This is a genomic window from Thauera butanivorans NBRC 103042, assembly GCF_001591165.1.
GTDB classification, from domain to species: Bacteria; Pseudomonadota; Gammaproteobacteria; order Burkholderiales; family Rhodocyclaceae; genus Thauera; species Thauera butanivorans.
Map to the genome: position 1 here is coordinate 70,729 of NZ_BCUG01000020.1, position 23,229 is coordinate 93,957.

Sequence of the window (23,229 nt, forward strand, 5' to 3'; positions counted from 1 at the left end):
GAAATGAGCAAACAGATGTTCAAGCTGTCCCCCGTCGCCGCCGCAGTCCTGGGCGCCGCCCTTTGTTCGCCCGCAGCCGCCGGCGAGCCCATCGTCTACGACAACGGCGTGAAACTCGACTGGAAGGCGACCGCGACCTATACCCTCGCGACCCGGCTGAAGTCGCCCGATCCGCTGCTGCTGGACGTCGATGGCAACAAGAACTTCGACAAGGGCGCCCTCACCGCCAACCGCCTGGGCCTGCTGCTCGAAGGCAAGCTGTCCAAGGACAGGAGCGGCTTCGTGTTCTCGGCCAGCACCTTCTACGACGACGTCTACCACCGCGGCACGGACAACAAGGGGCCCTTCCTCAATACTGCCGATGCGCCGGGAAGCTTCAGCGACAAGGCGCGCCGCTACCACGGCGGCTACAGCCGCATCCTGGATGCCTACGCCTTCACCAGCTTCGGCGTAGGCGATGGCGATGCGACGCTCCGCCTCGGCAGGCATGTCGTGTCCTGGGGCGAGGCGTTGTTCTTCCCCGCGATTTCCCTCGCCCAGGGGCCGGTGGATGGCTCGAAGAGCGACATCCCCGGTACCGAAACCAAGGATCTGCTGCTGCCGGAGGATCAGGTTTCGCTGATCTACCGGCCGATGCCGAACTGGACGCTGATGGCCCATGCGCAGTACGGCTGGCACCCGACCGTGAGCGCCGCGCCCGGCTCCTTCCTGAATTCCGGCGACTCGTCCGGTCCCGGAAACTCCTGCCTCGGCCCCTACCTGCCCAATGCGGAGGGCGGCTATACCTGCTCCTTCGGTGAGCGGCAGGGCGACAAGAAACCGGGCAGTACCGGGCAGTGGGGCGTGGGCACGCGCTATCGCGTCACCGAGGAAACCGAGCTGGGCCTGTACTACCTCAACTACCACGACCGCATCGCGCTGCCCGAGATCGATGTCTTCGGTGCCGGCAATGCGCTCGAAGGCGGCACTTACCGGAATCGCTACTTCGACGACGTGAAGCTCATCGGCGCTTCCTTGAGCACGACCCTGGGCATGGCCACGCTCGCCGGGGAGATCGCGTACAAGAGAGGGGCGCCGGAACTGGTCGACGCCGTGGTCGACCCGGAGTCGGGCTATGGCATACCGACGCCGAGCCGGGCGAACGTGCTCCAGACCAGCATCAACTCCTTCATCAACTTCGGCCGCTCGGATCTTGCCGATGGCGCGCTGCTCCTGGCCGAGGTCTCCTACATCGACGTCAGGAGCGTGAAGAAGATCAAGGCGCCGGGCGTGGCTTCGCTGGGACCGATGGCCGACTACTTCCCGGCCTCGGGCAAGCTGAGCATGTCCGGGCACGGGCTCGGCATCTCCACCTCCCTGTACCTGAACTACGACGGCGTCTTTCGCGGCTGGGACCTGGAAATCCCGATCAGCTATTCGCAGCAGCTGAGCGGCCGGACCCTGATGGGGCCGGTGGGCGGCGAAGGCGATCGCCGTTTCAGCATCGGCGCGACGCTGACCTACAACCAGAACCTGAGCTTCGAGCTGACCTATCTGGATTTCCTCGGCAAGGCGAACACCGAGCTGAAGAAAGAGAGAACGCTGACCGACCGCGATCAGCTGTCCCTGGTCGTCAAGTACAACTTCTGACGGCAAGTCCATGACCCAGCAACACATCGAAGCAGTTTGCGGACGGCCGGCAGCGGCCGATCCGTACGAAACGGGGAGCGTGCCGGTCGAACGCAGCGTGTGGTCGCTCGACCACACGCCGCCTGCATACCGCCGGCTGGACGCCGACCTGGAAGCCGACATCGTCGTCGTCGGCGCGGGCGTGGTGGGGGCATCGCTGAGCCTGCATCTGGCCGAGCAGGGCGTGGATACCGTGCTCATCGATGCCGCCCAGCCGGCCGATGCCGCGTCGGGGCGCAATGCCGGGCACGTGCAGCCCTACCTGCTGTCGCTGGAGCCGCTGGAAGCGCTGCCCGGCAAGGGGCGGCCCTTGCTGGACTGCCTGATCGAAAACCGCAACATCGTTTTCGATCTTTGCGCGCGCCATGCCATCGATGCCGACCAGGTGCACTCCGGGCTGCTGGAAGTCGCGCGCAAGAAAAGCCCGGAGCTCGAAACCAAGGCGCAGCGCTGGGCCGCGCTGGGCCTCGAGGTCGAGATCCTCGGCCCCGAGCGGCTGCGTCCGCTGCTGGGGACCGAGCGCTATGTGTCCGGAACGCTGTGGCGCAACGGCGGCTGCGTCAATCCTTTCCTGTTCACCAACGGCATGGTCGGTGCCGCCATCGACCAGGGCGCCCGGGTGTACGGCGACTCGCCGGCACTGGCCTGCGAGCGGCACGGCGGGCGCTGGAAGCTGCGCACGGCGTCCGGCAGCGTGCTCGCCGATCGCGTGGTGCTGTGTACCAATGGCCATGTGGGCGCGGGCTTCCATCCGCAGCTGGCGCGCACCCAGTTCCCGCTGCTCGCCTGCGGCCTCGCCACGCGCCCCTTGCCGCAGGCGCTGCTCGAGCTCATCAACCCCACGCGGGTGGCGCTGAGCCAGCATCCCGCGGGGCTCTATCCGATGGTCGTCGATGGCAAGGGGCGCCTCATCACCGCGACCATTCCCGGCGTCGGCCGTGCGCACCGCAGCGACATCCATTTCCGCTATTTCCTCCGCCATCTGCGGCGCGTCCATCCAGAGGTCGGAAACCTGCGCATCGAGCTGGAAACCTACTGGACCGGCATGACGCACAACTCCTCGGCAGTCTACGAGCGCGCCTACCCCAAGTTCTACCGGGTGGAGGAGGGCGTGTTCGCGCTGATGAACTTCGGCTCCTGGGGCAATCAACTGGGGCCGATGATGGGCATGGACGTCGCCCGCGCCCTCGCCGCGGACCGGCCCGACAACGCCGTGCTGGGCTGTGAGCGCCCGGCGGAGGTCCGCTTCCCCGGGCTGTTCAGCACCAAGCTCCGGCGTTTCCTGATTCCGGCGGCAAGGCTGGCCGACCGCTTCGATCTGGTGTGAGCCCCGACGCAGAGGTGCGGGAAATCTCAATGAAATACAGGGGAAGCCGCAATGCCGTTTCCTTGGCACCGTTCGCCCTGAGCCTGTCGAAGGGCCTGTCCTGAGCGCACTCGAAGGACTCAGCCCGAACGGTATCGGTTTGATCAAAAAGTATTGGGGGAAGCCGTGTCCATTCGTGAAGAATATGATTTCATCGTCGTCGGTGCCGGGTCCGCGGGCTGCGTGCTGGCCAACCGGCTGTCGGCCAATCCGCAGCACAGGGTGCTGCTGCTGGAGGCCGGCGGCCCCGACAAGAGCCCGCTGATCCACATGCCCGCGGGCTTCTTTCCGATGCTGCAGGGCGGGATGTTCAGCTGGCACTACGAAACGGCGCCGCAGAAGCATCTGAACGGCCGCGTCCTGTCCGACGTGCGCGGCAAGGTGCTGGGGGGCAGCAGCTCGATCAACGGCATGTGCTACAGCCGCGGCGCGCCGGAAATCTTCGATCTGTGGGCCAGCCTCGGCAATGCCGGCTGGTCCTACGCCGAGGTGCTGCCCTATTTCAAGCGTGCCGAAAGCAACGAGCACGGCGAAAGCCGCTTCCACGGCGGCAGCGGCCCGCTGCCGGTGACGCAGGCCCGCATCGCCAACCCGGCACAGCAGGCCTGGATGGAAGCGGCGCGGCAGGCGGGCCACCCCTACAGCGACGACCACAACGGCGCCAGACCCGAAGGCTTCGGGCCGTCCGAGCGCACTATCAAGGGCGGGCGCCGCATCAGCACCGCCGTCGCCTATCTGAAGCCCGTCCGGCGGCGGCCCAACCTGCGCATCGAGACCGGCGCCCATGTCACCAGGCTGCTGTACGACGGCGGGCGCGTCGCCGGCGTCGAATACCGCCAGTCTTCGGAAACGAGGAAGGCCCGTGCCGGCAGGGAGGTGATCTCGTGCGGCGGAACTTTCCAGTCGGCACAGCTGCTGATGCTGTCGGGCATCGGCGATGCGGATCATCTGCGCCCGCTCGGCATCGAGCCCGTCGTCGACCTGAAGGGCGTGGGGCAGAATCTTCACGACCATGTCGGCACTTCGGTGCAGGTCGCCTGTCCGCTGCCGGTGACCGACTACACCCTGGTCAGCAGCAATCTCGCAAAGGCGAAAGCCGGCCTGCAGTATCTCCTTGCCCGCCGCGGCCCGCTGGCGGGAAACAGCACCGACGCCGTGGCCTATCTGCGCTCCGGCGCCGCGGGCCATGACGAGCTCGACCTCAAGTACTACCTGCTGCCGCTGCTGGTCGGCATCGACGGCGCGCTCCCCGGGGAGCATGGCGTGACCAACCTGGTCATCCTTACGCGGCCGGAAAGCCGCGGGCAGATGCGCCTGCGCTCGGCCGATCCGCTGGACAAGCCCGTCATCGACACCAATTACCTGAGCGAAGCGCGCGACCGCGAAGTGCTCAGGCGCGGCGTCAGGATGGCCCGCGAGGTCTTCGCCCAGCCGGCCTATGCGCCATACCGCGGCCGCGAATGCTTTCCGGGCGCGCATTGCACGAGCGATGCCGATCTCGACGCGTTCTTCCGCGACACCTGCAGGGTCAACCATGAAGCGGTCGGCACCTGCCGCATGGGCAATGACGCGCTGGCGGTGGTGGACGACAGGCTGCGGGTTCGCGGCGTCGACGGGCTCAGGGTCGTCGATGGCTCGGTGATGCCCAGGATCACGACCGGCGACCCCAGCGCGACGATCATCATGATCGCCGAAAAGGCCGCCGACCTGATCCTCGGCGCCTCCCCGCCCGACCGTGGCACAGCCTGAGCCGCAGCGCCGGCCCCCCTTCCTGCCCGTACCGGGAATCCCCCGGCGGGCCATTCCTGCCGCCCGTGCCATCGGGCGGCCCAATCCCACATGAGGCGGACCATGCCCGTTCAACGCATCAATCCAGACAAGCTGCTGAAATTCGACCGACTCTCTCAGGTGGTGGTGAGCAGCGCCGGGAAAATGGCGTTCATCGCCGGCCAGTCGGCGCTCGACGAGAATTTCGCCCTCATCGGCGGCGACGACCATTTCGCCCAAGCGGTACAGGCGCTGCGCAATCTGCGTACCGCGGTGGAGGCGGCCGGCACTTCGGTCGATCGCGTGCTCAGCAGCACCGTGTATCTGAAGAACCTGACGCCGGCGGTGGGCGAGCAGTTCATGCGGGCGCTGGGCGTGGCGCTGGAGGGCGCGCCGTTTCCGCCCCATGCGTTCTCGCTGGTCGGCGTCCAGGCCCTTGCCGGCCCCGACATCCTGGTGGAGATATCGGCCATCGCCCTGATCGACTCCTGAAGCGCTGCGGCGGCGGCGGGGGAGCCGATGGGCGGTAGCCTCGCGCGGGGAATGCCGCCTGCGGCGGAAACGGCCGCCTTGCCGCCGGCCGGGTCTTGCCGGGCACCGTCCGTTTTGACGATGCCGCCTTCCGTGAGCCCCCCTATAAATGGCGGCGTATCCACCCTTCGAGGTCTGCGTCGTGAAAGAAGCGCCCCCCTATGTGCCCGGCCACCAGCTGCTTGCCGGCAAGTCCGTCCTGATCACCGCCGCAGCCGGCGCCGGCATCGGTTTCGCCGCGGCGAAGAAGAGCGCCGAGGAAGGCTGCCGCGCGCTGATGATCTCCGACATCCACCCGCGCCGGCTGGAAGAGGCAGTGGCGAAGCTGAAGGCCGACACCGGGCTGCAGAACGTGTGGGGCCAGCTGTGCAATGTCACCAACGAAGAGGAAGTGCAGGCCCTGGTCGCCGCCGCCGAGGACAGGCTGGGCGGCGTCGACGTGCTGATCAACAACGCCGGCCTCGGCGGCGAGAAGCGCGTTGCCGAGATGACGGACGAGGAGTGGAGCCGGGTGCTCGACATCACCCTGACCGGCACTTTCCGCATGACGCGCGCGATGCTGCCGCACATGGAAAAGCGCGGCCGCGGCGCCATCGTCAACAACGCCTCGGTGCTCGGCTGGCGCGCGCAGAAGGGCCAGGCGCACTACGCCGCGGCCAAGGCCGGGGTGATGGCGCTGACGCGCTGTTCGGCGCTGGAGGCGGCCGAGCACGGCGTGCGCATCAACGCGGTGTCGCCGTCGATCGCGCTGCACGAATTCCTCAAGAAGGCCTCCAGCGAGGAACTGCTCGCCCAGCTCGCCGGCCGCGAAGCCTTCGGCCGCGCCGCCGAAGTGTGGGAAGTGGCCAACGTGATGGTCTTCCTCGCCAGCGACTACGCCTCGTACATGACCGGCGAAGTGCTGTCCGTCAGTTCGCAGCACGCCTGACTACCCGCGCATGGATCCATTGCGCGTCCCGATCTCGCGACTCCGGCACGCGCTGTACGGCAGTACGGCTCCGTTCCCGGTCACGACCTCGGGCCTGCTCGCGACGATCCCTTCGCGGGCAATCGGAGGATGAAGATGACAAAAGTGTTTTCCAGTGCGGACGAGTTGTTTGCCGCCGACCCCGACCTGGGCGTGACCGGCTGGATCGAGATCCGCCAGGAGCGCATCGACCGGTTTGCCGATGCCACCGACGACCACCAGTGGATCCATGTCGACCCCGAGCGTGCCAAGGATGGCCCCTTCGGCGCCTGCATCGCCCACGGCTACCTGACCCTGGCGCTCGCCAACCTGTTCCTGCCGCAGCTGATCCGCGCCGACAACCTGAAGATGGGCGTCAACGTCGGCTGCGACCGCGTGCGCTTTCCGGCGGTGGTCAAGGCCGGCAGCCGCATCCGCGGCCGCGGCGAGATCCTGAAGGTCGAGCGTATCAAGGACGCGGTGCAATCGACCGTGCGCGTCACCATCGAGATCGAGGGCAGCGAGCGCCCGGGCTGTGTGGTCGACACCATCAGCCGCTACACCTTCAACGACTGAGCGCACTGCAGCAGCGCGTTCCCATCCTGCCACCCGAATTCCCGGAGAGAGCATCGCCATGACCGAAGCCGTCATCGTTTCCACCGCGCGCACCGCGCTGACCAAGTCCTTCCGCGGTTCCTTCAACGACACCGAGGCGCCGGTGCTGGGCGGCCACGTCGTGCGCGCCGTCGTCGAGCGCGCCGGCATCGAGCCGGAGGCCGTCGAGGACGTGATCATCGGCGCCGCCGTGCAGCAGGGCACCCAGGCCTACAACATCGGCCGCCTGTGCGCCTACACCGGCGGCCTGCCCGACAGCGTGCCGGGCATGGCGCTCGACCGCATGTGCGCCTCCGGCCTGATGACGATCGGCGTCGCCGCCAAGAACATCCTCGCCGGCGAGATGAAGATCGCGGTCGCCGGCGGCGTCGAGTCGCTGTCGCTGACCCAGACCAAGCACAAGAACAGCTACCGCGCGCAGTCCGAGGCGGTGAAGGCGATCGTGCCCGCCGCCTACATCCCGATGCTGGAAACCGCCGAGATCGTCTCGGCGCGCTACGGCATCTCGCGCGCGGCGCAGGACGAATTCTCGCTGCAGAGCCAGCAGCGTACTGCTGCGGCGCAGGCCGCCGGCCTGTTCGACGACGAGATCGTGCCGCTGGCGGCGAGGAAGCTGCTGTTCGACAAGGAAGGCAAGCCCGTCGGCCACGAGGACGTGATCGCCACCCGCGACGAATGCAACCGCGCCTCCACCACGCTGGAAGATCTCGCCAAGCTGCAGCCGGTGGTCAAGGAAGGCCAGTGGGTGAAGCAGGGCGAATACGTCACTGCCGGCAATGCCTCGCAGCTGTCGGATGGCGCCTCGGCCGCGCTGGTCATGAGCCGCGACGAGGCCGAGCGCCGCGGCATCGCGCCGCTGGGCATCTACCGCGGCATCGCCGTGGCCGGCTGCGCCCCGGACGAGATGGGCATCGGCCCGGTGTTCGCGATCCCGAAGCTGCTCGACCGGCACGGCCTCACGGTCGGCGACATCGGCCTGTGGGAGATCAACGAAGCCTTCGCCTGCCAGGTGCTGTACAGCCGCGACAAGCTCGGCATTCCCAACGACCGCCTCAACGTCAACGGCGGCGCCATCGCCATCGGCCATCCTTTCGGCATGTCGGGCGCGCGCATGGTCGGCCATGCGCTGATCGAGGGCCGCCGGCGCGGGGTGCGCTACATCGTGGTGTCGATGTGCATCGGCGGCGGCATGGGGGCGGCCGGTCTGTTCGAGGTGTGCCGGTGAGCAGCCTGGCCCTCAACGACGAGCAGCGCGCACTGCGCGAAACGGTGGCGGATTTCCTCGCCGGGCACGGCAATGCGCGCAAGGAGGCCGACAGTGACGCCGGCCTGTGGCGCAGCATCGCCGAACTGGGCTGGGCCGCGGTACAGGTGCCGGAAGAGTTCGGCGGCCTCGGCCTGGGCGCCGTGGAGCTGGCGCTGCTGATGGAGGAAATGGGCCGCAGCCTGGCGCGCACGCCTTTCTTCGCCACCGTGGTGCTGGCGCAGGGCGCCCTGCTGCACGCGGCCGGCGAAGCGGCCCGCCAGCGCTGCCTGCCGGCGCTGGCCGAAGGCACGCGCAGCGCCACGCTGATCCTGGGGCCGGGCCTGGATGCGCGCGCCGGATCCCTGACGCTGCATGCACGGCGCGACGGCGAGGGCTGGCGGCTGGAAGGTGAATCCGCCCAGGTGCTCGACGGCAGCAGCGCGGAGCTCGCCTACGTTGCCGCACGCGTCGAGGGCGGCGACGGCGTGGCCCTGTTCGAAGTGCCTGCCGATGCAGCCGGCCTGCAGCGCACGGCGCTGGAAGTCTGGGACCTCACCCGGCCGCAGGCGCATTGGCGCTTCGCCGGCGTGAGCCTCGATGCCGCGGCGCGCCTCGACGTGCCGGGCAGCGCCGCGGCCGGCCTGGCGCGTGCGCAGGCGCTGGCGATGCTGCAGCTGGCGGCGGAGCAGGTGGGCGGGGCGGCGCAGTGCCTGGCGCTGACCACCGCCTATACCGCCGAGCGGGTGCAGTTCGGCCGCGCGGTGGCGAGCTTCCAGGCGGTCAAGCACCGCTGCGCGGAGATGATGGTGCGCATCGAGACGGCGCGCTCGGTGGTGCGCGGGGTGGCGGCGCGCGTCGCCGCGGCGAGCCTGGATGATGCCGCGCTGGCGGCGGAAGCCGCCGCCGCGCGCGTGCTCGCGACCGAGGCCTACCGCTACTGCGCGCAGGAGGCGATCCAGCTCCACGGCGGTGTCGGCTTCACCTGGGAATACGACCCGCAGATGCATTTCAAGCGTGCGCAGTGGGCGAGCCAGTGGCTCGGCACCCCCCGTCTGTTGCGCGAAGCCCTGGCGGCGCAACTGCTCGACGCCGCCTGAGCGCGGTGCGGAAGGAATCTCGACATGGATGAATCGACGTTTCGCAAGGAAGTCGCCGACTGGATGGCAGCCCGCCTGAGCGGCCGTTTCGCCTGCCTGAAGCATCGCGGCGGACCCGGTGACGAGGAAGCCTGGCCGGCGCTGCGCAAGGAATGGGAGCAGGAGATGGCCGCCGGCGGCTGGGTCGGCCTGGGCTGGCCGCAGGCGCACGGCGGCCGCGACCTGCCGCTGGCGCTGCAGCTCGCCTTCCACGAGGAATACGTGCGCGCCGGCGGGCCCGGGCGCATCGGCCACATCGGCGAGACGCTGCTGGCGCCGACGCTGATCGCGCTCGGCACGCCCGAGCTGCAGCGCCGCTTCCTGCCCGGCATCCGCGAGGGCCGCGAATACTGGGCGCAGGGCTATTCGGAGCCGGGTGCCGGCTCCGACCTCGCCGCCATCACCACGCGCTGCTGGCAGGACGAGGACGGCAACTGGCGCCTGCAGGGGCAGAAGGTGTGGACCTCGCTGGCACACGAGTCCGACTGGATCTTCGTCCTCGCCCGCAGCACGCCGGGTTCGGCGGGGCGGGAGGGGCTGAGCTTCCTGCTCGTGCCGCTCGACCAGCCAGGCATCGAGATCCACCCCATCCGGCAGATGACCGGCGAGGCCGAGTTCAACTCGGTGTTCTTCGACGGCGCGGTCACCGATGCCGACTGCATCGTCGGCAAGCCGGGCGAAGGCTGGAAAGTGGCGATGGCGCTGCTCGGCTTCGAGCGCGGCGTGTCCACGCTGGGCCAGCAGATGCACTTTTCCCACGAGCTGCAGCTGCTGATCGATGCCGCGCGCGCCAACGGCGCGGCACGTGATCCGGTGATCCGCCAGCGCATCGCCGATGCCTGGATCGGCCTGCGCGGCCTGCGCGACAACGGTCTGCGCATGCTCGAGGAGGATACCGGCTCGACCACGGTGCGCCCCGAGGCGCTGATCTACAAGTACGCCTGGTCGAACTGGCACCGCGCGCTCGGCGAACTGGCGATGGACGTGATCGGCGTCGCCGGCGACGTGCGCGCCGGCGAGGATGCCGGCAGCGATGCGCTGCGCCGCCTGCAGCAGGTGTTCTTCTTCTCGCGCGCCGACACCATCTATGCCGGCACCAACGAGATCCAGCTCAACATCATCGCCGAGCGCGGATTGGGGATGCCGCGCGGCTGAGCGTCTGCGCCTGCCTGCGGCCGTCGGCCCGACGATTTTTCCAAGGGGGTAGCGGGATGCCCATTCCCGAGATGTTTCGCGGGCGGCTCGCGCTGCCGCTGATCGGTTCGCCGATGTTCCTCGCCAGCGGCCAGGAACGGGTGCAGGCCGGCGCCGCCCGGGCACCGGCAGGCGCCTCGGCATGAGCGCGCAGTGGAAGATGATCTACCTGGCGAAGCGCAACCCCGCGCTGGCGCCGGAGGACTTCCCGCAGGCCTGGCGCGGGCACTCCGCGCTCGGGCGCCAGTGCCGCAACGTCCAGGACAAGGTCAGGGCCGTGCGCCAGTGTTCGCGCGTGCTCGACCGGCCGGACCTGCCGCGCGGCGCCAGCGCCGGCTACGACGGCGTCAACCTGCTGTCGCTGCGCGACCGCCAGGCGGCTGACGACATCTGGAACGACCCCGAAACGCTCGCCATCATGCGGCCGGACGAACCCCGGGTGTTCTCCACCTATGTGCGTAATTTCACGCTGGTGGCCGGCGAGCGGATCCTGATCGAAGGTGCGGAAACCGGCGTCTGCGTCGTGCTGTTCCTGTCAGCGGCGCCGGGGCGGCGATTGGCGGAGGACGATTTCGGGGTGCTGTCCGGCACACCCTGGGCAGCGGCTGCGCGCCTGGTATGGAACGGCGTGGCGGGCGAGAGGCCGCCAGGCTACGAATACGACGCGGTGGTCGAGGCCTGGTTCGCCTCGGTCGATGCGGTCGCCGCCGCTTTCGGCGGCACCTCGGTGTGGGCATGCCTGCCGGGCGGGGTGTCGGAACGGACCGATGCCGCGCGCTCGGTGTGTCTGCTGACCCATGTCACCCACCGCCGCCCCTGAAAAAAAACGGCCTGTCGCGAGGACAGGCCGTGTCGGCGCCGGCAGGCCGCCGCCCGTGCTGCGTCAGACGGTCGCGGGGGCGTCGGTGTAAGGCACTGCCCCCTTGGGCACGTAGTAGCCTTCGCACTGCTCCAGGTATTCCTGCGCCTTGGCGCGGGGGTTGAAGAACTGCTTGTACCAGATACGCGCCTTCATGAAGGGTCCGTCGCTGGGGATGAACAGGCCGTTCAGGCAGGGGCCCTTGTTGGTCCAGACTTCGAAATCCTGCGCGAAGGCCAGGCGGCTGGATTCCTGGAACTGGCGCGCGGCGATGGTATCGGGCTGGGTGACGACGGCGTTGCCGTTGGGCGACTTGACCAGCAGCGAATGCCAGACCTTGATCGAACCGTCCTCGACCGGGGTGTGGGTGATCATCAGCACGGCGTCGTACAGGCCGGTGAGGTGGGAGATCAGCACGCCGGGGCCGTGGTAGACGGTGATGGTGTGCAGGATCGGGCTGACGCCGTCGGCGCCGACCAGGGTGCGGTGCGGGCCGCACTGGCGCTGGATGGCGTAGTGGCCCTTGAATTCATTCTCGTACCTTTCCACCGTCGAGCCGTGGATCGGGCTCAGGTGGCCGTAGTCGCAGATGTTGTCGATCACTTCCTGCGGGTGCTGGTTCAGGATGCCGAGGTGGTCGAACTTCCAGCGCACCCACGAGGGGTCGTCCCATTCCTTCAGGCTGGGCGCCTCCCAGTCCGGATCGCCGCCTTCGGGGTCGTGCCAGACCCAGATGGCGCCCAGGCTTTCGACGACCGTCCACGACTTCACGCAGGCATTGGCCGGAATCGGCCCCTGGTGGTAGGGAATGTCGTCGCACTTGCCGTCGGGGCCGAAGCGCCAGGCGTGGTAGGGACAGCGGATGCCGTCGCCTTCGACGTTCGAGCCGCCGCCGTCGATGACCACGTAGGAGGTGGTGTTCGGTGCGGCGAGGTGGGTCTTCATGTGCGGGCAATAGGCGTCCAGCAGCACGACCTTGCCGGTGGCGCGGCCGCGGTAGAGCGCGAAGTCCTTGCCGAAGAAGCGGACCGCGAGCGGCTTGTGGGTGTTCAGCTCTTCTGCGTCGGCGATCATGAACCAGCCGCGCGGGAAGGTGTATTCACCGATGCGATAGTCTTTCGTTGTAGCCATGTGAGTTGTCTCTCCTCTTCGTCGTGATGGAGCCGTGGTGATCCGGCGGGCCGCTGCCGGCTGCTGGGGCAGGCTTGCGAGCGTGGCCGATTCTGTGGGGCAGGGCGGTGGCCTGCATCCCCTGTTCGGACGATGGGGCCATCGTCGGTCCGCCCGGCCACGCAGGCATCGTCCTTTTGGACGTGTCCGCGTGCGGGGCGCGCGCCTAATGTGGGATACGAACAAGAACAGGGCCGCACAACGGTCAACAGACAAGAATGGAGACGACATGATGCAAGCTCCAACGCAAGCCGTGCCCGGGAGCGGCGACCGGATCGAATTTCCGTTCGAACCGCCCCGGCCCGATGGCGAACTGCTTGCAGTGGCGCCTGGGGTGTTCTGGGCGCGGATGCCGATGCCGATGCAGCTCGACCACATCAACGTCTATCTGCTGCGCGACAGCGACGGCTGGTTCATCGTCGATACCGGGCTCAACCTGCCGCGCACGCGGGAGCTGTGGGAACTGGTCGTCGAGCGGCATTTCGACGGCCTGCCGCTGAAGGGCCTGATCTGCACGCATTTCCATTACGACCACGCCGGGCTGTCGGCCTGGCTGGCCGAGCGTTTCGATGCGCCGCTGTACATGACCCACGGCGAATACTTCACCATGCGCACGCTTGCCGGCCCCCCGCCCGAGCCGCTGCCCGAAGCCCTGGTACGCTTCTACCTGCGGGCGGGCATGCCGCGTCCGCGCGTCGAGGAGATGTTCGCCAAGCTGCGCCGCGATCCTTTCATGCCGCCGCACCCGACCTCCTTCAACCGCCTGCGCGAAGCCCAGGTGCTGCGCATCGGCGGGCGCGACTGGCGGGTGGTGATCGGCGAGGGGCATTCGCCCGAGCATGCCTGCCTGTATTGCGCGTCCGACCGCCTGCTGATCGCCGGCGACCAGCTGCTGCCGCGCATCACGTCGAACGTGCTGGTGTCCGACATCGAGCCCGAGGCCAACCCGCTCAGGCTGTGGCTCGATTCGCTCGACCGTCTCGCTGCGCTGGCGCCGGACACCCTGGTGCTGCCCTCGCACGAACGCGTGTTCCGCGGCCTGCGTCCGCGTGTGGCGGAGCTGCACGCGCATCACGCGGAACAGTTCGACATCGTGTGCGCCCATCTGCGCGAAGCCGGCGCAGCCACTGCGTTCGAAACCAAGGGCAGGCTGTTTCCGCGCCAGCTTAGCGCGGTCGAGGACATGATGGCGCTGGGCGAAGCCATCGCCCACCTGTCCTGCCTGCGCTACTCGGGCCGGGTCCGGCGCGTGCTCGATGATGACGGGCTTTACCGCTTCAGCCTTGCAAACTGATTTTCAGGAGTGATCGATGTCCCAGCTTTCCGACTTCGCCAACAAGGTTCGTGCTCAACTGACCTCGCCCGGTGCGCCTTTCGAGGTGGTCGAGGCAAGCGTCGGCGGCCGTTCCGCGCGCCTGTACCGCAACGCCTTCGCCACCTTGCCGCAGCTGATCGCCAGCGCACGGGCGCATGGCGACAAGCCCTTCATCACCTGGCAGGGGGAGACCTGGTCCTTCGACCGCTTTTTCGCCGAGGCCGATGCAGTCGCTGCCTGCTTGCGTGACTGGGGCGTGCAGCCGGGCGATCGGGTAGCGATCGCGATGCGCAACCGCCCCGAATGGGCCGTGGCGCTGGTGGCGAGCGTGATGGTCGGCGCGGTGCCGGCGCCGCTCAACAGCTTTGGCCTGGGCGAGGAACTGCACGATGCGCTGGCCGCGGTCGAGCCGCGCGTGTTCGCCTGCGACGGCGAACGCCTGGCCCGCATCGGCGGAGACACCCGTGTGGCCGGCTGCCGCATCCTGTGCGTGAGCGAGGCGGACGTGCCCGAAGGGGCGGCCGACTATCGCGCGCTGGCCAGCGTGCGTGCCGAAGCCGCGCCGATGCCGGCGCTGGACCCCGACGATGCGGCGCTGATCCTGTTCACCTCCGGTGCGACCAGCCGCGCCAAGGGCGTGCTGTCGACGCAGCGCGCAGTGTGCCAGGCGCTGTTCAACATCGATTTCATCGGCGCCTTCTCGGCGATGACCTCGCCCGATGCGGTCGCCGCGCTGATGAAAAGCGGGCTGGCGCCGACCACGCTGACCGCAGTGCCGCTGTTCCACGTCAGCGGCCTGCATGCCCAGCTGCTCAGTGCGCTGCGCAACGGGCGGCGCCTGGTGTTCGTGAGCCGCTGGGACCCGGCGCAGGCCATCGATGTCATCCGCAGCGAGCGCGTCACCCAGTTCAATGGCGCGCCTTCGATGGTCATGCAGCTGCTGGCCCAGCCCGGTTTCGACGATCCGGCACAGACGGGCACGCTCGCCGGACTCGGCTTCGGCGGTGCGGGCCTGCCGCAGCGGCTCATCGACGAGGTGATGAGACGCCGTCCGGATTCGCTGTCGGGCATCGGCTTCGGCCTGACCGAGACCAATGGCGTGGGCGCGGCGGCCTCGGGCGCGCTGTTCGCCTACAAGCCGCGAAGCTCGGGTGTCGTTTCGCCGATCATCGACGTCAGGGTGGCCGACGCCATGGGGCAGCCGCTGCCGCCGGGCACGCAGGGCGAGATCTGGCTGCGCGGGGTGACGGTCATGAGCGGCTACTGGCGCGATGCGCAGGCCACTGCCGCGGCCATGCAGGCCGACGAGGGCTGGTTCCGTACCGGCGACGTCGGCTATCTGGACGACGAGGGTTTCCTGTTCATCGTCGACCGCATCAAGGATGTCATCAACCGCTGCGGAGAGAAGATCGCCGCGGCCGAGGTCGAGTCCTGCCTGCTGCAGCTGCCGGATGTGCTCGAGGCCGCAGTGTTCGCCGTGCCCGACGAGGACACCGGGGAGGCGGTGGTGGCCGTGGTGTCGGTGCGCGAGGGCTGCGGCCTGGATGCGCAGGCGCTGCAGGCGCATGTCGGCGCCCACCTGGCGGCCTACAAGGTGCCGGCCAGCATCCACGTGCTGACCGAGGCGCTGCCGCGCAACCCGGCCGGAAAGCTGCTCAAGGCGCAGCTGCGCAGCACCTTCGTTGCGGCACGGGACTGAGATATCCGGGCTGCCGCCGCCAACTTAGTCCCATCGGACGATGTAGCGAGTGAGGCGAAAAAAAACAATGCACACGGATGCAGGAGCGGCACGACGGAATGGGAAGCCCCCCGCATCCGATTCGCTGGATCAATCGGGACACAGTGAAATGCCCACCAGGAAGGAGACTTAAATGATTAAAACCCGTGTCTGGGTGCCGGCCATGACGACGATCGCGTTGTCGATGGCCGCCGCCAATGCGATGGCCAAGGTGACCGAAGCCGAAGCCGCCAAGCTTGGCAAGGAGCTCACTTGCGTCGGCGCAGAGGCTGGTCCGAATGCGGACGGCAGCATCCCCGCTTTCTCGGGCAAGTGGCTGGGCAAGCCGCCGCACGTCGAATACACCCTCCATGCCGGCCAGCATCCGGTCGACGTGTACCCGGATGACAAGCCCTTGTTCGAGATCACCGCAGCGAACATGGACAAGTACGCGGACAAGCTCAGCGACGGCCAGAAGGCGATGTTCAAGCGCTTTCCGGACACCTTCCGCATGCCGGTCTATCAGAGCCGGCGCGACTTCCGCTATCCGGACGTGATCTGCGAGGTGGCCAAGAAGAACGCGCTCGAAGCCGAACTGATCGACGGCGGCCTGGGCTACACCGGCTACAAGGGGCCGGTCGGCTTCCCGATCCCGAAGCAGGCGATGGAAGTCCTGGCCAACATGAACTTCCCTTACCGTGCCTTCACCGAGCACGTGGTGAAGGACATCGCCGACGTGTCGTCCAACGGCAGCATCACCTGGGGGCGCCAGATCAACAAGAACCTGAACATCGTCACCCAGCCCACCGAGATCGGCAAGCCGATGGAAGGGCTGATGGCGTATTCGCTGAGTTCCGGGCTGCTGCCCGAGCGCGACCGCGGCAGCTTCACCGCTTCGCAGGAGCCGGTCAACTTCGCCAAGGACAAGCGCCTGGCCTGGCAGTACGACCCGGGCACCCGCCGCGTGCGCCAGCTGCCGACCTACGGCTTCGACTCGCCGATGGTGGGGACGGGCGGCAAGCTGACGATCGACCAGGACCGCCTGATGAACGGCGATCCCAGCCGCTATGAGTGGACGCTGCACGGCAAGCAGGAGCTGTACATCCCGGCCAACTCGTACCGCGTCCACTCCAAGGGCGTGAAGTACGCCGATCTGCTGCAGAAGGGTCATGCCAACCCGGATTACATCCGTTATGAGCTGCGCCGCGTCTGGGTGCTGGAAGGCAAGCTGAAGGACGGCTACCGCCATGCCTTCGGCAAGCGCGTGATGTTCATCGACGAGGACAACTGGCAGGCCTCGGTCGGCGACTACTACGACCAGCGCGGGGAGCTGTGGCAGCACGCCTTCATCAACCACTACTACGCCTTCGATCTGAACGCGTGGCAGGCCGGCACGTCCTTCTACCACGACCTGAACTCCGGCGCCTACGTCGGCTTCAACCTGGTCCAGGAGCGCGACAAGGCCTGGGTCCTCAACGCCGGTGACCTCACCCCCGACATGTACACCCCGGCCGCCCTGCGCGCCCTGGGCCAGTGATCGACTCGTTATCCAGGGAGTACGCAGCATGAAACTGCACAAGAAGATGAAGCCGATCGCGCTGGCGGTGGTCGGCTTGGGGATGGCCGCGCCGGCGCTGGCCTTCGAAGAAATCGAATTCGACAACGGCGCGGTGCTCGAGTCGCGCCTGACCACGACCTACACCTTGTCCACCCGTCTGGAGGATCAGGACAAGCTGCTGGCGAACAACGCGGGCGGCAACGACGGCAACAACAACTTCGACAAGGGGGCGCTGACCTCGAACCGGGTCAGCCTGTTGCTCGACGCCCATCTCAAGAAAGGAAACTCAGGCTTCATCCTGTCGGCAAGCACTTTCTACGACGACGTCTATCACGGCAGCAACGACAACAGTGCTGCGACGTATCCGAACAAGAGCGGCCCGGCGAATCGATTCTCGAGTCGCACCAAGCGTTATCACGGCGGCTACAGCCGGATTCTCGACGCCTATGGCTACACTTCGTTCCGTCTCGGCGACGGCCGGGCGACGGTTCGACTCGGGCGCCATGTGGTGTCGTGGGGCGAAACGCTGTTCATCGGTGGCATCTCGGCGGCCCAGGGGCCTGCCGACGGCACCAAGAGCGGCGTGCCGGGCACCGAGGTCAAGGACCAGTTGCTGCCGGAAGACCAGATTTCGGTGCTGTACGAAGTCAACGACAGGCTGTCGCTGATGGGACATGCGCAGTACGGCTGGCACGAGACCATCGTCAATGCGCCGGGCTCGTTCATGAGCACCTCCGACATCGTCGGTCCCGGCGCCACCTGCCTGAGCTACATGCAGATCGGCGGCCAGCGCGTGTGTACGACACCGCGCGGCAAGGATGTCACGCCGGGCAAGACCGGGCAGTGGGGGGTGGGCGCCAAGTATCGTCTCACCGACGAGACCGAAGTCGGCCTGATCTACCTCAACTACCATGATCGCGCGCCGAACGTCGACATCAACTATCTCGATCCGGCAGGGCCGAATTTCCGCCATCGCTACTTCGAGGACATCAAGATGCTGGGCGCGACCTTCAGCACCAGCTTCGGCGTGGCGACGCTCGGTGCCGAAGTGTCGTACCGCAAGGACGCGCCGGCACTGGTCAACACCCGGGCCAATCTCGGCGGCCAGTTCGTCACGCTGCCGACTTCGACGAAGGCGGACGTGCTCCAGACCAACGTCAATACCTTCATCAACCTCGGCCGCACCTTCCTGGCGCCGCAGGGCAACTTCCTCGCCGAGATTGCCTACACCGACGTGCGCAACCCCGAAGCGCGCCGCGTGCCTGGGGCAACGTCGATCACCAATCAGTTCGGCATCACCCCGCTGTCCGACGAGCTCAACTTCGGCAGCTACGGCATCGCCTTCTCCTCGACGCTGAGCCTGACCTACCCCGGCATCATCGAGAACTGGGAACTGGGCGTGCCGATCAGCTATTCGCGCCAGTTGAAGGGCCGCACGCTGCAAGGCAACCTGGGCATGGGCGAGGGCGACCATCGCCTGAGCGTGGGCGCGACGATGACCTATCGGCGCAACCTGCAGGTCGGCCTGACCTACCTGGGTTACTTCGGCGAGGCCAGCCTGGACCCGGTCAAGAACCGCCAGCTGACCGACCGCGACCAACTCTCGCTGGTGGTGAAGTACACCTTCTGAGCATCCGCTGCCGCAAGACGAGCCGCCCGCCGGTGCATCACGCCCGGCGGGCTTTTTCGCGTCCGTGTGTTGCCGGATGGGCGCGGACGTTGCTGCTCAGGGGACGCCGGGGGGCGGGCATGCCGCCATGTGTTGCCTCGTGCGGTTTCCTCCGGCGGCCATTGCCGCCCAGCCGCCGGGCCGCGCCTTCCGGCGCTCCTATACAGCGCGGCTTCGATTTCCGGGCAGGAGCGCCGGAAGGCGCGGCCCGTGGTGCCGAAAACCAGGACGTGGTCCCCGGCAAGGCGCGATGAACCAAAAAAAACGCCACCGGCGAGGTGGCGTTCGATGGGTGGCCGCGTCGTGCCGGGCAAGCCGCCCCGGCGCAACGGGCGGCAGCTCATCCGGCGGCCGCTGCGGCGGACGAGGCGTTCTGCGCCACTTCCTTGGCCCACACGTAGTTCGCCTTGCCGGCCGCCGACCGCAACACCTCCGGCACGGTGACGATCTCCTTCGGGACCTTGTAGCCCGCCAGGTGTTCGCGGCACAGCGCCCGCAGCGCATCGACGTCGAGCGCGGCGCCGGGGCGCAGCGAGATGACCGCGGCCACCTTCTGCCCCCAGCGCGGGTCGGGCAGGCCGACGACCACCGCATCGAGGATGTGCGGACTCATGTGCAGCACTTCCTCCACTTCTTCCGGGAAGACCTTTTCGCCGCCGGTGTTGATGCAGTTGTTGCCGCGCCCGAAGACGATGATCGAGCCGTCCTCGGCGATGGCGGCGGCGTCGCCGGTGATGGCGTAGCGCGTGCCGGCTATGGTGACGAAGGTCTCGGCGGTCTTCACCGGGTCGCGGTAGTAGCCCAGCGGCAGGTGGCCGCTGCGCGCGAGGATGCCCGCTTCGCCCGGCGCGGCGATGCGCTGGCCGTCGACCACGACCTTGAGGTCGGGGCGGGCGGCGATCTTGATCATGCCGCCTTCGGTGGGCTTGGCGCCCATGCCGAGCTGGCCGCCCTCGGACGAGCCGATGCCGTCGCTGAAATACACGTTCGGGGGCAGGAAGGGCTTGAGCGCTTCCTTGATGTGGGCGGACATCACCGCGCCGCCGTTGCCGAACAGGAACAGCGAGGACAGGTCCCAGCGGCCCGGCTGGGCCTTGAGCGCGTCGAGGATGGGGAGCGCCATCGCGTCGCCGACGATGGTGATGCCGTTGAGCTTGTGCGCGGCGGCGATGTCGAGCACGTGTTCGGCATCGAAGTGGTGCTGGTCGTTGAGCACCACGGTGTGGCCGGCGAACAGCGATACCATGGTCGCCCAGTGCGCGGCGCCGTGCATCAGCGGGGCGACCGGCATGAAGCGCAGCGGATGGGCCTTGCGGATGCGGTCGGCGAGTTCGGCCGGGGCCTTCACCGGGCCGTCGGCCGGGGCGTAGAAACCGCCGCCGCCCAGGCAGCCGAAGAACAGGTCCTCGTGCGGCCACATCACGCCCTTGGGCTTGCCGGTGGTGCCGCCGGTGTAGAGCAGCGAGATGTCGTCGCCGCTGCAGCGGATCGCATCCAGGGCGGCGGTGTCGTCGAGCTGCGCTGCCTCGTAGGCGGTGGCGCCGGCCAGCGCAGGCGTGCCGCCGCTGGTGCGCACCTTCACCTTCAGCTCCGGCGCGGCGTCGAGCGCCTCGGCCACCGCCGGTTCCAGTTCGGCACTGTAGAACAGCGCCTTGACCGCGGCGTTGTCGTAGATGTAGCGCAGCTCGTCGGCGACGTAGCGGTAGTTGATGTTGGCCGGCACCGCGCGCACGCGGCAGGCGGCGAGGAAGGCTTCGAGGTATTCGGGCGAGTTGTACATCTGCAGGCCGACGACGTCGCCCTGGCCGATGCCCCGGGTGTGCAGCCAGGCGGCCAGGCGCTCGACGCGCTCGGCCATCTGGCGGTAGGTGCGCCGGGTGTCGCCGATGACCAGCGCGTCGCGCTCGGGAACGGTTTCGGCGGCGATCGCGAACAGGTCCGCGAGGCTGAAGCTGCGTGGATTCATGGTGTCTCCGTCGTTGTGGTCGTTGTGTCTGGAAGCGGGCTGGGCGGCGTCGTCAGAGCGCGCCGGCGGATTTCAGCGTGGCGATCGCTGCTTCGCCATAGCCGAGTCCGCGCAGCACGGCCTCGTTGTGCTCGCCGGCCGCGGGCGGCGGGCGGTCGAGCGAGAAGGCGTAGTCGCTCATCTTCACCGGGAAGGCGAAGTAGGGCACGGTACCGCCGTCGGGCAGCGGGGTGGGCACGGCCATGCCGCGCGCCTGGGTGTGCGGATGGGCGAGCACTTCGTCGATGCGCAGCACAGGGCTGACGCAGGCGTCCACGCCGGCCAGTGCCGCGGTCCATTCGGCCAGCGTGCGCGCCTTGATGATCGCGGCCACCTGCGCCTTCACCGCGGCGCCGGACTTGCCTGCCGCCCAGCCGCTCTTGCCCAGTTCCGGGCAGCCGGCGGCGGCGCAGAAAGCCTGCCAGAACTTCGGTTCCAGCGCGCCCACGGCGAGGTGGCGGCCGTCGGCGGTTTCGTAGGTGCCGTAGCAGGGCAGGCCGCCCGACAGCGTGTCGTGGCCGGCCGGCAGCGGCTGCTTCCAGGTGTGCAGGCTGGCCAGGGGCTGCACGTTCAGTGCCATCGCGCAGTCGGTCATCGACACGTCGATGAAGCGGCCCCGGCCGCTGCGCTGGGCGTCGAACAGCGCGGCGAGGATGGCCATCGCCGCCGACAGCGCGCCGCCGGCGAGGTCGGCGACCGGGAAGTTGCCGGGGTGGGGCTTGCCGCCGGGCGCCGCGCTCTGCTCCAGGATGCCGGCGTAGCTCTGGTAGTTGATGTCGTGGCCGCCGAGTTCGGCGAGCGGGCCGTCCTGGCCGTAGCCGCTGATCGCGCAGTACACCAGCTTCGGATTGACCGCCTTCAGTTCGTCGAAGCCGATGCCGAGCCGGCCCATCACGCCGGGGCGGAAGCCCTCGACCACGACGTCGGCGTCCTTCGCCAGCGCATGCACCACCTCGCGCGCGCCGGGCGCGCGCAGGTTGATCGCCAGCGAACGCTTGTTGCGGTTGACCGCGAGGAAGAAGTGCGAGATCGGCGTGCCGGCCGGGCCGCGCCCGGCCTCGCCGCCGGGCGGCTCGATCTTGAGCACGTCGGCGCCCATGTCGGCCAGGTGCAGGGTGCACATCGGGCCGGGCAGGAGCTGGGTGAAATCCAGCACCTTCACGCCGGCCAGGGGTTTGTTCGTCATTGTTCCTGTCTCCTCCGGGTGGGTGCTCAGGCGCGTTCGAGTTCGCGGAACGGCAGTTTGCGGTCGCTGCGGATCTCGCCGGGCAGGCCGAGCACGCGCTCGGCGATGACGTTCCTGAGGATCTCGTCGGTGCCGCCGCCCAGGCGCGCGCCCGGCGAACTGAGCCACAGCCGCTGCATGTAGCGCCAGTCGCCGCCCAGCGCCTGGTGGCCGATCAGCCCCTCGGGGCCGGCCAGTTCCAGCGCGAAGGCGGCGATGTCCTGCATCGCCTTGGCGGCGACCAGCTTGGTGATCGACATCTCCGGGCCGGGCGCTTTGCCCTTCGAGATCGCGGTCAGGCCGCGAGCGATGATCAGTTCCACGCCCTTCTGCTGCAGGTAGGCGTCGGCGATGCGGGCGCGCACGCGGGCGTCCTCGATCGCCGGGCGCGGGCCGCCGTCGCGGTCTTCCCATTCGCACTTCCGCGCCAGCGCGATCAGGTGCTCGTGCAGGTCGGTGGGCAGGTTGCCGCCCACCGACAGGCGCTCCTGCATCAGCGTGCTCAGCATCACCTTCCAGCCGCCGCATTCGGGGCCGAGGCGGTAGCGGTCGGGAATGCGCACGTCGGTGAAGAAGACCTCGTTGAATTCCGCGTCGCCCGACATCTGGTGGATGGGGCGGACCTCGACGCCGGGGGCCTTCATGTCCACGATGAACATGGTCAGGCCCTCCTGCTTGGGCTTGTCCCAGTCGGTGCGCGTGAGCAGGATGCCGTAGTCGCAGAAATGCGCGCCCGAGGTCCATACCTTCTGGCCGTTGACGATCCAGTCCTCGCCGTCCTTCACCGCGCGCGTGCGCACGCCGCCGGTGTCGGAGCCGGCGCCGGGCTCGGAGAAGAGCTGGCACCAGATTTCCTCGCCGGCCAGGCCGGGGCGCAGGAAGCGCGCCTTCAGTTCGGGCGCGGCCCAGGTCATCACCGTGGGCAGGCCCATGCCGATGCTGATCTCGAAGATCATGCCGGGCACGAGGTAGGCGGCTTCCTCCTGCTGGTAGATGACCTGCTGCATCGCGGTGCCGCCGCGGCCGCCGGCTTCCTTCGGCCAGGTGATCGCGGCATAGCCGGCGGCGGCCTTCTTCGCCTGCCAGGCCTTGGCGGCGGCGAGCCGGGCGGCATCGTCCAGCCCTTCGCCGAAGACCTCGTCGGGGCGGCTGCGCTTGTTGCCGTTGGCTTCCAGCCAGGCGCGCACCTCGGCGCGGAAGGCGGCTTCTTCGGGGGTGTCTCTGAAGTCCATGGGGTGTGTT

The 23,229-nt window shown here is 68.3% G+C and carries 19 protein-coding genes; 15 read left to right on the forward strand and 4 right to left on the reverse strand.

From position 1 onward, the window contains the following. Positions 1–3: 3 nt before the first annotated feature. The 11 genes from TBU01S_RS09970 (at position 4) to TBU01S_RS10015 (ending at position 11,289) form a co-directional block, all read left to right on the forward strand. A complete protein-coding gene (locus TBU01S_RS09970; protein ID WP_068636494.1) occupies positions 4–1,629 on the forward strand; it encodes a DUF1302 domain-containing protein in 1,626 nt (541 codons plus the stop codon). 10 nt (positions 1,630–1,639) lie between these two features. Beyond that, positions 1,640–2,995: an NAD(P)/FAD-dependent oxidoreductase gene (locus TBU01S_RS09975; RefSeq protein WP_068636495.1), complete on the forward strand. Its 1,356-nt coding sequence runs from the start codon at positions 1,640–1,642 to the stop codon at positions 2,993–2,995. A gap of 165 nt (positions 2,996–3,160) precedes the next feature. Continuing rightward, positions 3,161–4,783, forward strand: a complete 1,623-nt coding sequence (locus tag TBU01S_RS09980) for a GMC family oxidoreductase (protein ID WP_068636522.1) — start codon at positions 3,161–3,163, stop codon at positions 4,781–4,783. 102 nt (positions 4,784–4,885) lie between these two features. Next, positions 4,886–5,293, forward strand: a complete 408-nt coding sequence (locus tag TBU01S_RS09985) for a RidA family protein (protein WP_068636496.1) — start codon at positions 4,886–4,888, stop codon at positions 5,291–5,293. 181 nt (positions 5,294–5,474) lie between these two features. Continuing rightward, positions 5,475–6,260, forward strand: coding sequence for an SDR family oxidoreductase (locus TBU01S_RS09990; protein WP_174524526.1), 786 nt, complete (start codon positions 5,475–5,477; stop codon positions 6,258–6,260). 135 nt (positions 6,261–6,395) lie between these two features. Continuing rightward, positions 6,396–6,854, forward strand: coding sequence for a MaoC family dehydratase (locus TBU01S_RS09995; protein WP_068636523.1), 459 nt, complete (start codon positions 6,396–6,398; stop codon positions 6,852–6,854). Positions 6,855–6,912: 58 nt separating this feature from the next. Continuing rightward, on the forward strand, positions 6,913–8,118 hold the full coding sequence (locus tag TBU01S_RS10000; RefSeq protein WP_068636498.1) for an acetyl-CoA C-acyltransferase: 1,206 nt from the start codon (positions 6,913–6,915) through the stop codon (positions 8,116–8,118). Beyond that, a complete protein-coding gene (locus tag TBU01S_RS10005) occupies positions 8,115–9,236 on the forward strand; it encodes an acyl-CoA dehydrogenase family protein (protein ID WP_068636524.1) in 1,122 nt (373 codons plus the stop codon). Before TBU01S_RS10000 ends, TBU01S_RS10005 begins: the two co-directional genes overlap by 4 nt. A gap of 24 nt (positions 9,237–9,260) precedes the next feature. Beyond that, on the forward strand, positions 9,261–10,430 hold the full coding sequence (locus TBU01S_RS10010) for an acyl-CoA dehydrogenase family protein (RefSeq protein ID WP_068636499.1): 1,170 nt from the start codon (positions 9,261–9,263) through the stop codon (positions 10,428–10,430). A gap of 56 nt (positions 10,431–10,486) precedes the next feature. Beyond that, positions 10,487–10,615 (forward strand): hypothetical protein, encoded by a 129-nt coding sequence (locus TBU01S_RS24980; protein ID WP_281178433.1) that lies wholly within the window; start codon positions 10,487–10,489, stop codon positions 10,613–10,615. Further along, entirely contained in the window at positions 10,612–11,289 is a 678-nt protein-coding gene (locus tag TBU01S_RS10015; RefSeq protein ID WP_068636500.1) for an EthD domain-containing protein, read from the forward strand. The genes TBU01S_RS24980 and TBU01S_RS10015 overlap by 4 nt, the downstream gene beginning before the upstream one ends. Before the next feature lie 63 nt (positions 11,290–11,352). On the opposite strand, the gene TBU01S_RS10020 is transcribed toward TBU01S_RS10015, so the two are convergent. Beyond that, on the reverse strand, positions 11,353–12,459 hold the full coding sequence (locus TBU01S_RS10020) for an aromatic ring-hydroxylating dioxygenase subunit alpha (RefSeq protein WP_068636501.1): 1,107 nt from the start codon (positions 12,457–12,459) through the stop codon (positions 11,353–11,355). A 268-nt stretch (positions 12,460–12,727) separates the two neighbouring features. On the opposite strand from TBU01S_RS10020, the gene TBU01S_RS10025 reads away from it, so the two are divergent. From TBU01S_RS10025 to TBU01S_RS10040, 4 genes are all read left to right on the forward strand, one after another. After that, complete coding sequence (locus TBU01S_RS10025; protein WP_068636502.1) at positions 12,728–13,792, forward strand: MBL fold metallo-hydrolase; 1,065 nt, start codon at positions 12,728–12,730, stop codon at positions 13,790–13,792. A gap of 16 nt (positions 13,793–13,808) precedes the next feature. Then, on the forward strand, positions 13,809–15,512 hold the full coding sequence (locus tag TBU01S_RS10030; RefSeq protein WP_068636503.1) for a class I adenylate-forming enzyme family protein: 1,704 nt from the start codon (positions 13,809–13,811) through the stop codon (positions 15,510–15,512). A 172-nt stretch (positions 15,513–15,684) separates the two neighbouring features. Next, positions 15,685–17,067 carry a DUF1329 domain-containing protein gene (locus TBU01S_RS10035; RefSeq protein WP_068636504.1) on the forward strand — a complete coding sequence of 461 codons (1,383 nt, stop codon included), beginning with the start codon at positions 15,685–15,687 and terminating at the stop codon, positions 17,065–17,067. A 28-nt stretch (positions 17,068–17,095) separates the two neighbouring features. Beyond that, positions 17,096–18,718, forward strand: a complete 1,623-nt coding sequence (locus TBU01S_RS10040; protein WP_068636505.1) for a DUF1302 domain-containing protein — start codon at positions 17,096–17,098, stop codon at positions 18,716–18,718. A 379-nt stretch (positions 18,719–19,097) separates the two neighbouring features. On the opposite strand, the gene TBU01S_RS10045 is transcribed toward TBU01S_RS10040, so the two are convergent. Genes TBU01S_RS10045 through TBU01S_RS10055 form a run of 3 tightly spaced genes read right to left on the reverse strand, consistent with a single transcriptional unit; the run spans position 19,098 to position 23,219 of the window. Next, positions 19,098–20,723, reverse strand: a complete 1,626-nt coding sequence (locus tag TBU01S_RS10045) for an AMP-binding protein (RefSeq protein ID WP_068636506.1) — start codon at positions 20,721–20,723, stop codon at positions 19,098–19,100. A 52-nt stretch (positions 20,724–20,775) separates the two neighbouring features. Then, positions 20,776–21,948: a CaiB/BaiF CoA transferase family protein gene (locus TBU01S_RS10050; protein WP_068636507.1), complete on the reverse strand. Its 1,173-nt coding sequence runs from the start codon at positions 21,946–21,948 to the stop codon at positions 20,776–20,778. Positions 21,949–21,974: 26 nt separating this feature from the next. Next, positions 21,975–23,219 (reverse strand): acyl-CoA dehydrogenase family protein, encoded by a 1,245-nt coding sequence (locus tag TBU01S_RS10055; RefSeq protein WP_068636508.1) that lies wholly within the window; start codon positions 23,217–23,219, stop codon positions 21,975–21,977. Positions 23,220–23,229 lie beyond the last annotated feature (10 nt).

Bases quoted from the DNA above. Each gene is read 5' to 3' on its own strand.
- TBU01S_RS10010 (WP_068636499.1), top strand. From the start codon at position 9,261: ATGGATGAATCGACGTTTCGCAAGGAAGTCGCCGACTGGATGGCAGCC.
- TBU01S_RS09985 (WP_068636496.1), top strand. From the start codon at position 4,886: ATGCCCGTTCAACGCATCAATCCAGACAAGCTGCTGAAATTCGACCGA.
- TBU01S_RS09970 (WP_068636494.1), top strand. From the start codon at position 4: ATGAGCAAACAGATGTTCAAGCTGTCCCCCGTCGCCGCCGCAGTCCTG.
- TBU01S_RS10055 (WP_068636508.1), bottom strand. From the start codon at position 23,219: ATGGACTTCAGAGACACCCCCGAAGAAGCCGCCTTCCGCGCCGAGGTG.
- TBU01S_RS10025 (WP_068636502.1), top strand. From the start codon at position 12,728: ATGATGCAAGCTCCAACGCAAGCCGTGCCCGGGAGCGGCGACCGGATC.
- TBU01S_RS10030 (WP_068636503.1), top strand. From the start codon at position 13,809: ATGTCCCAGCTTTCCGACTTCGCCAACAAGGTTCGTGCTCAACTGACC.
- TBU01S_RS10035 (WP_068636504.1), top strand. From the start codon at position 15,685: ATGATTAAAACCCGTGTCTGGGTGCCGGCCATGACGACGATCGCGTTG.
- TBU01S_RS10015 (WP_068636500.1), top strand. From the start codon at position 10,612: ATGAGCGCGCAGTGGAAGATGATCTACCTGGCGAAGCGCAACCCCGCG.
- TBU01S_RS24980 (WP_281178433.1), top strand. From the start codon at position 10,487: ATGCCCATTCCCGAGATGTTTCGCGGGCGGCTCGCGCTGCCGCTGATC.
- TBU01S_RS10050 (WP_068636507.1), bottom strand. From the start codon at position 21,948: ATGACGAACAAACCCCTGGCCGGCGTGAAGGTGCTGGATTTCACCCAG.
- TBU01S_RS10000 (WP_068636498.1), top strand. From the start codon at position 6,913: ATGACCGAAGCCGTCATCGTTTCCACCGCGCGCACCGCGCTGACCAAG.
- TBU01S_RS09975 (WP_068636495.1), top strand. From the start codon at position 1,640: ATGACCCAGCAACACATCGAAGCAGTTTGCGGACGGCCGGCAGCGGCC.
- TBU01S_RS10020 (WP_068636501.1), bottom strand. From the start codon at position 12,459: ATGGCTACAACGAAAGACTATCGCATCGGTGAATACACCTTCCCGCGC.
- TBU01S_RS10040 (WP_068636505.1), top strand. From the start codon at position 17,096: ATGAAACTGCACAAGAAGATGAAGCCGATCGCGCTGGCGGTGGTCGGC.
- TBU01S_RS09995 (WP_068636523.1), top strand. From the start codon at position 6,396: ATGACAAAAGTGTTTTCCAGTGCGGACGAGTTGTTTGCCGCCGACCCC.
- TBU01S_RS10045 (WP_068636506.1), bottom strand. From the start codon at position 20,723: ATGAATCCACGCAGCTTCAGCCTCGCGGACCTGTTCGCGATCGCCGCC.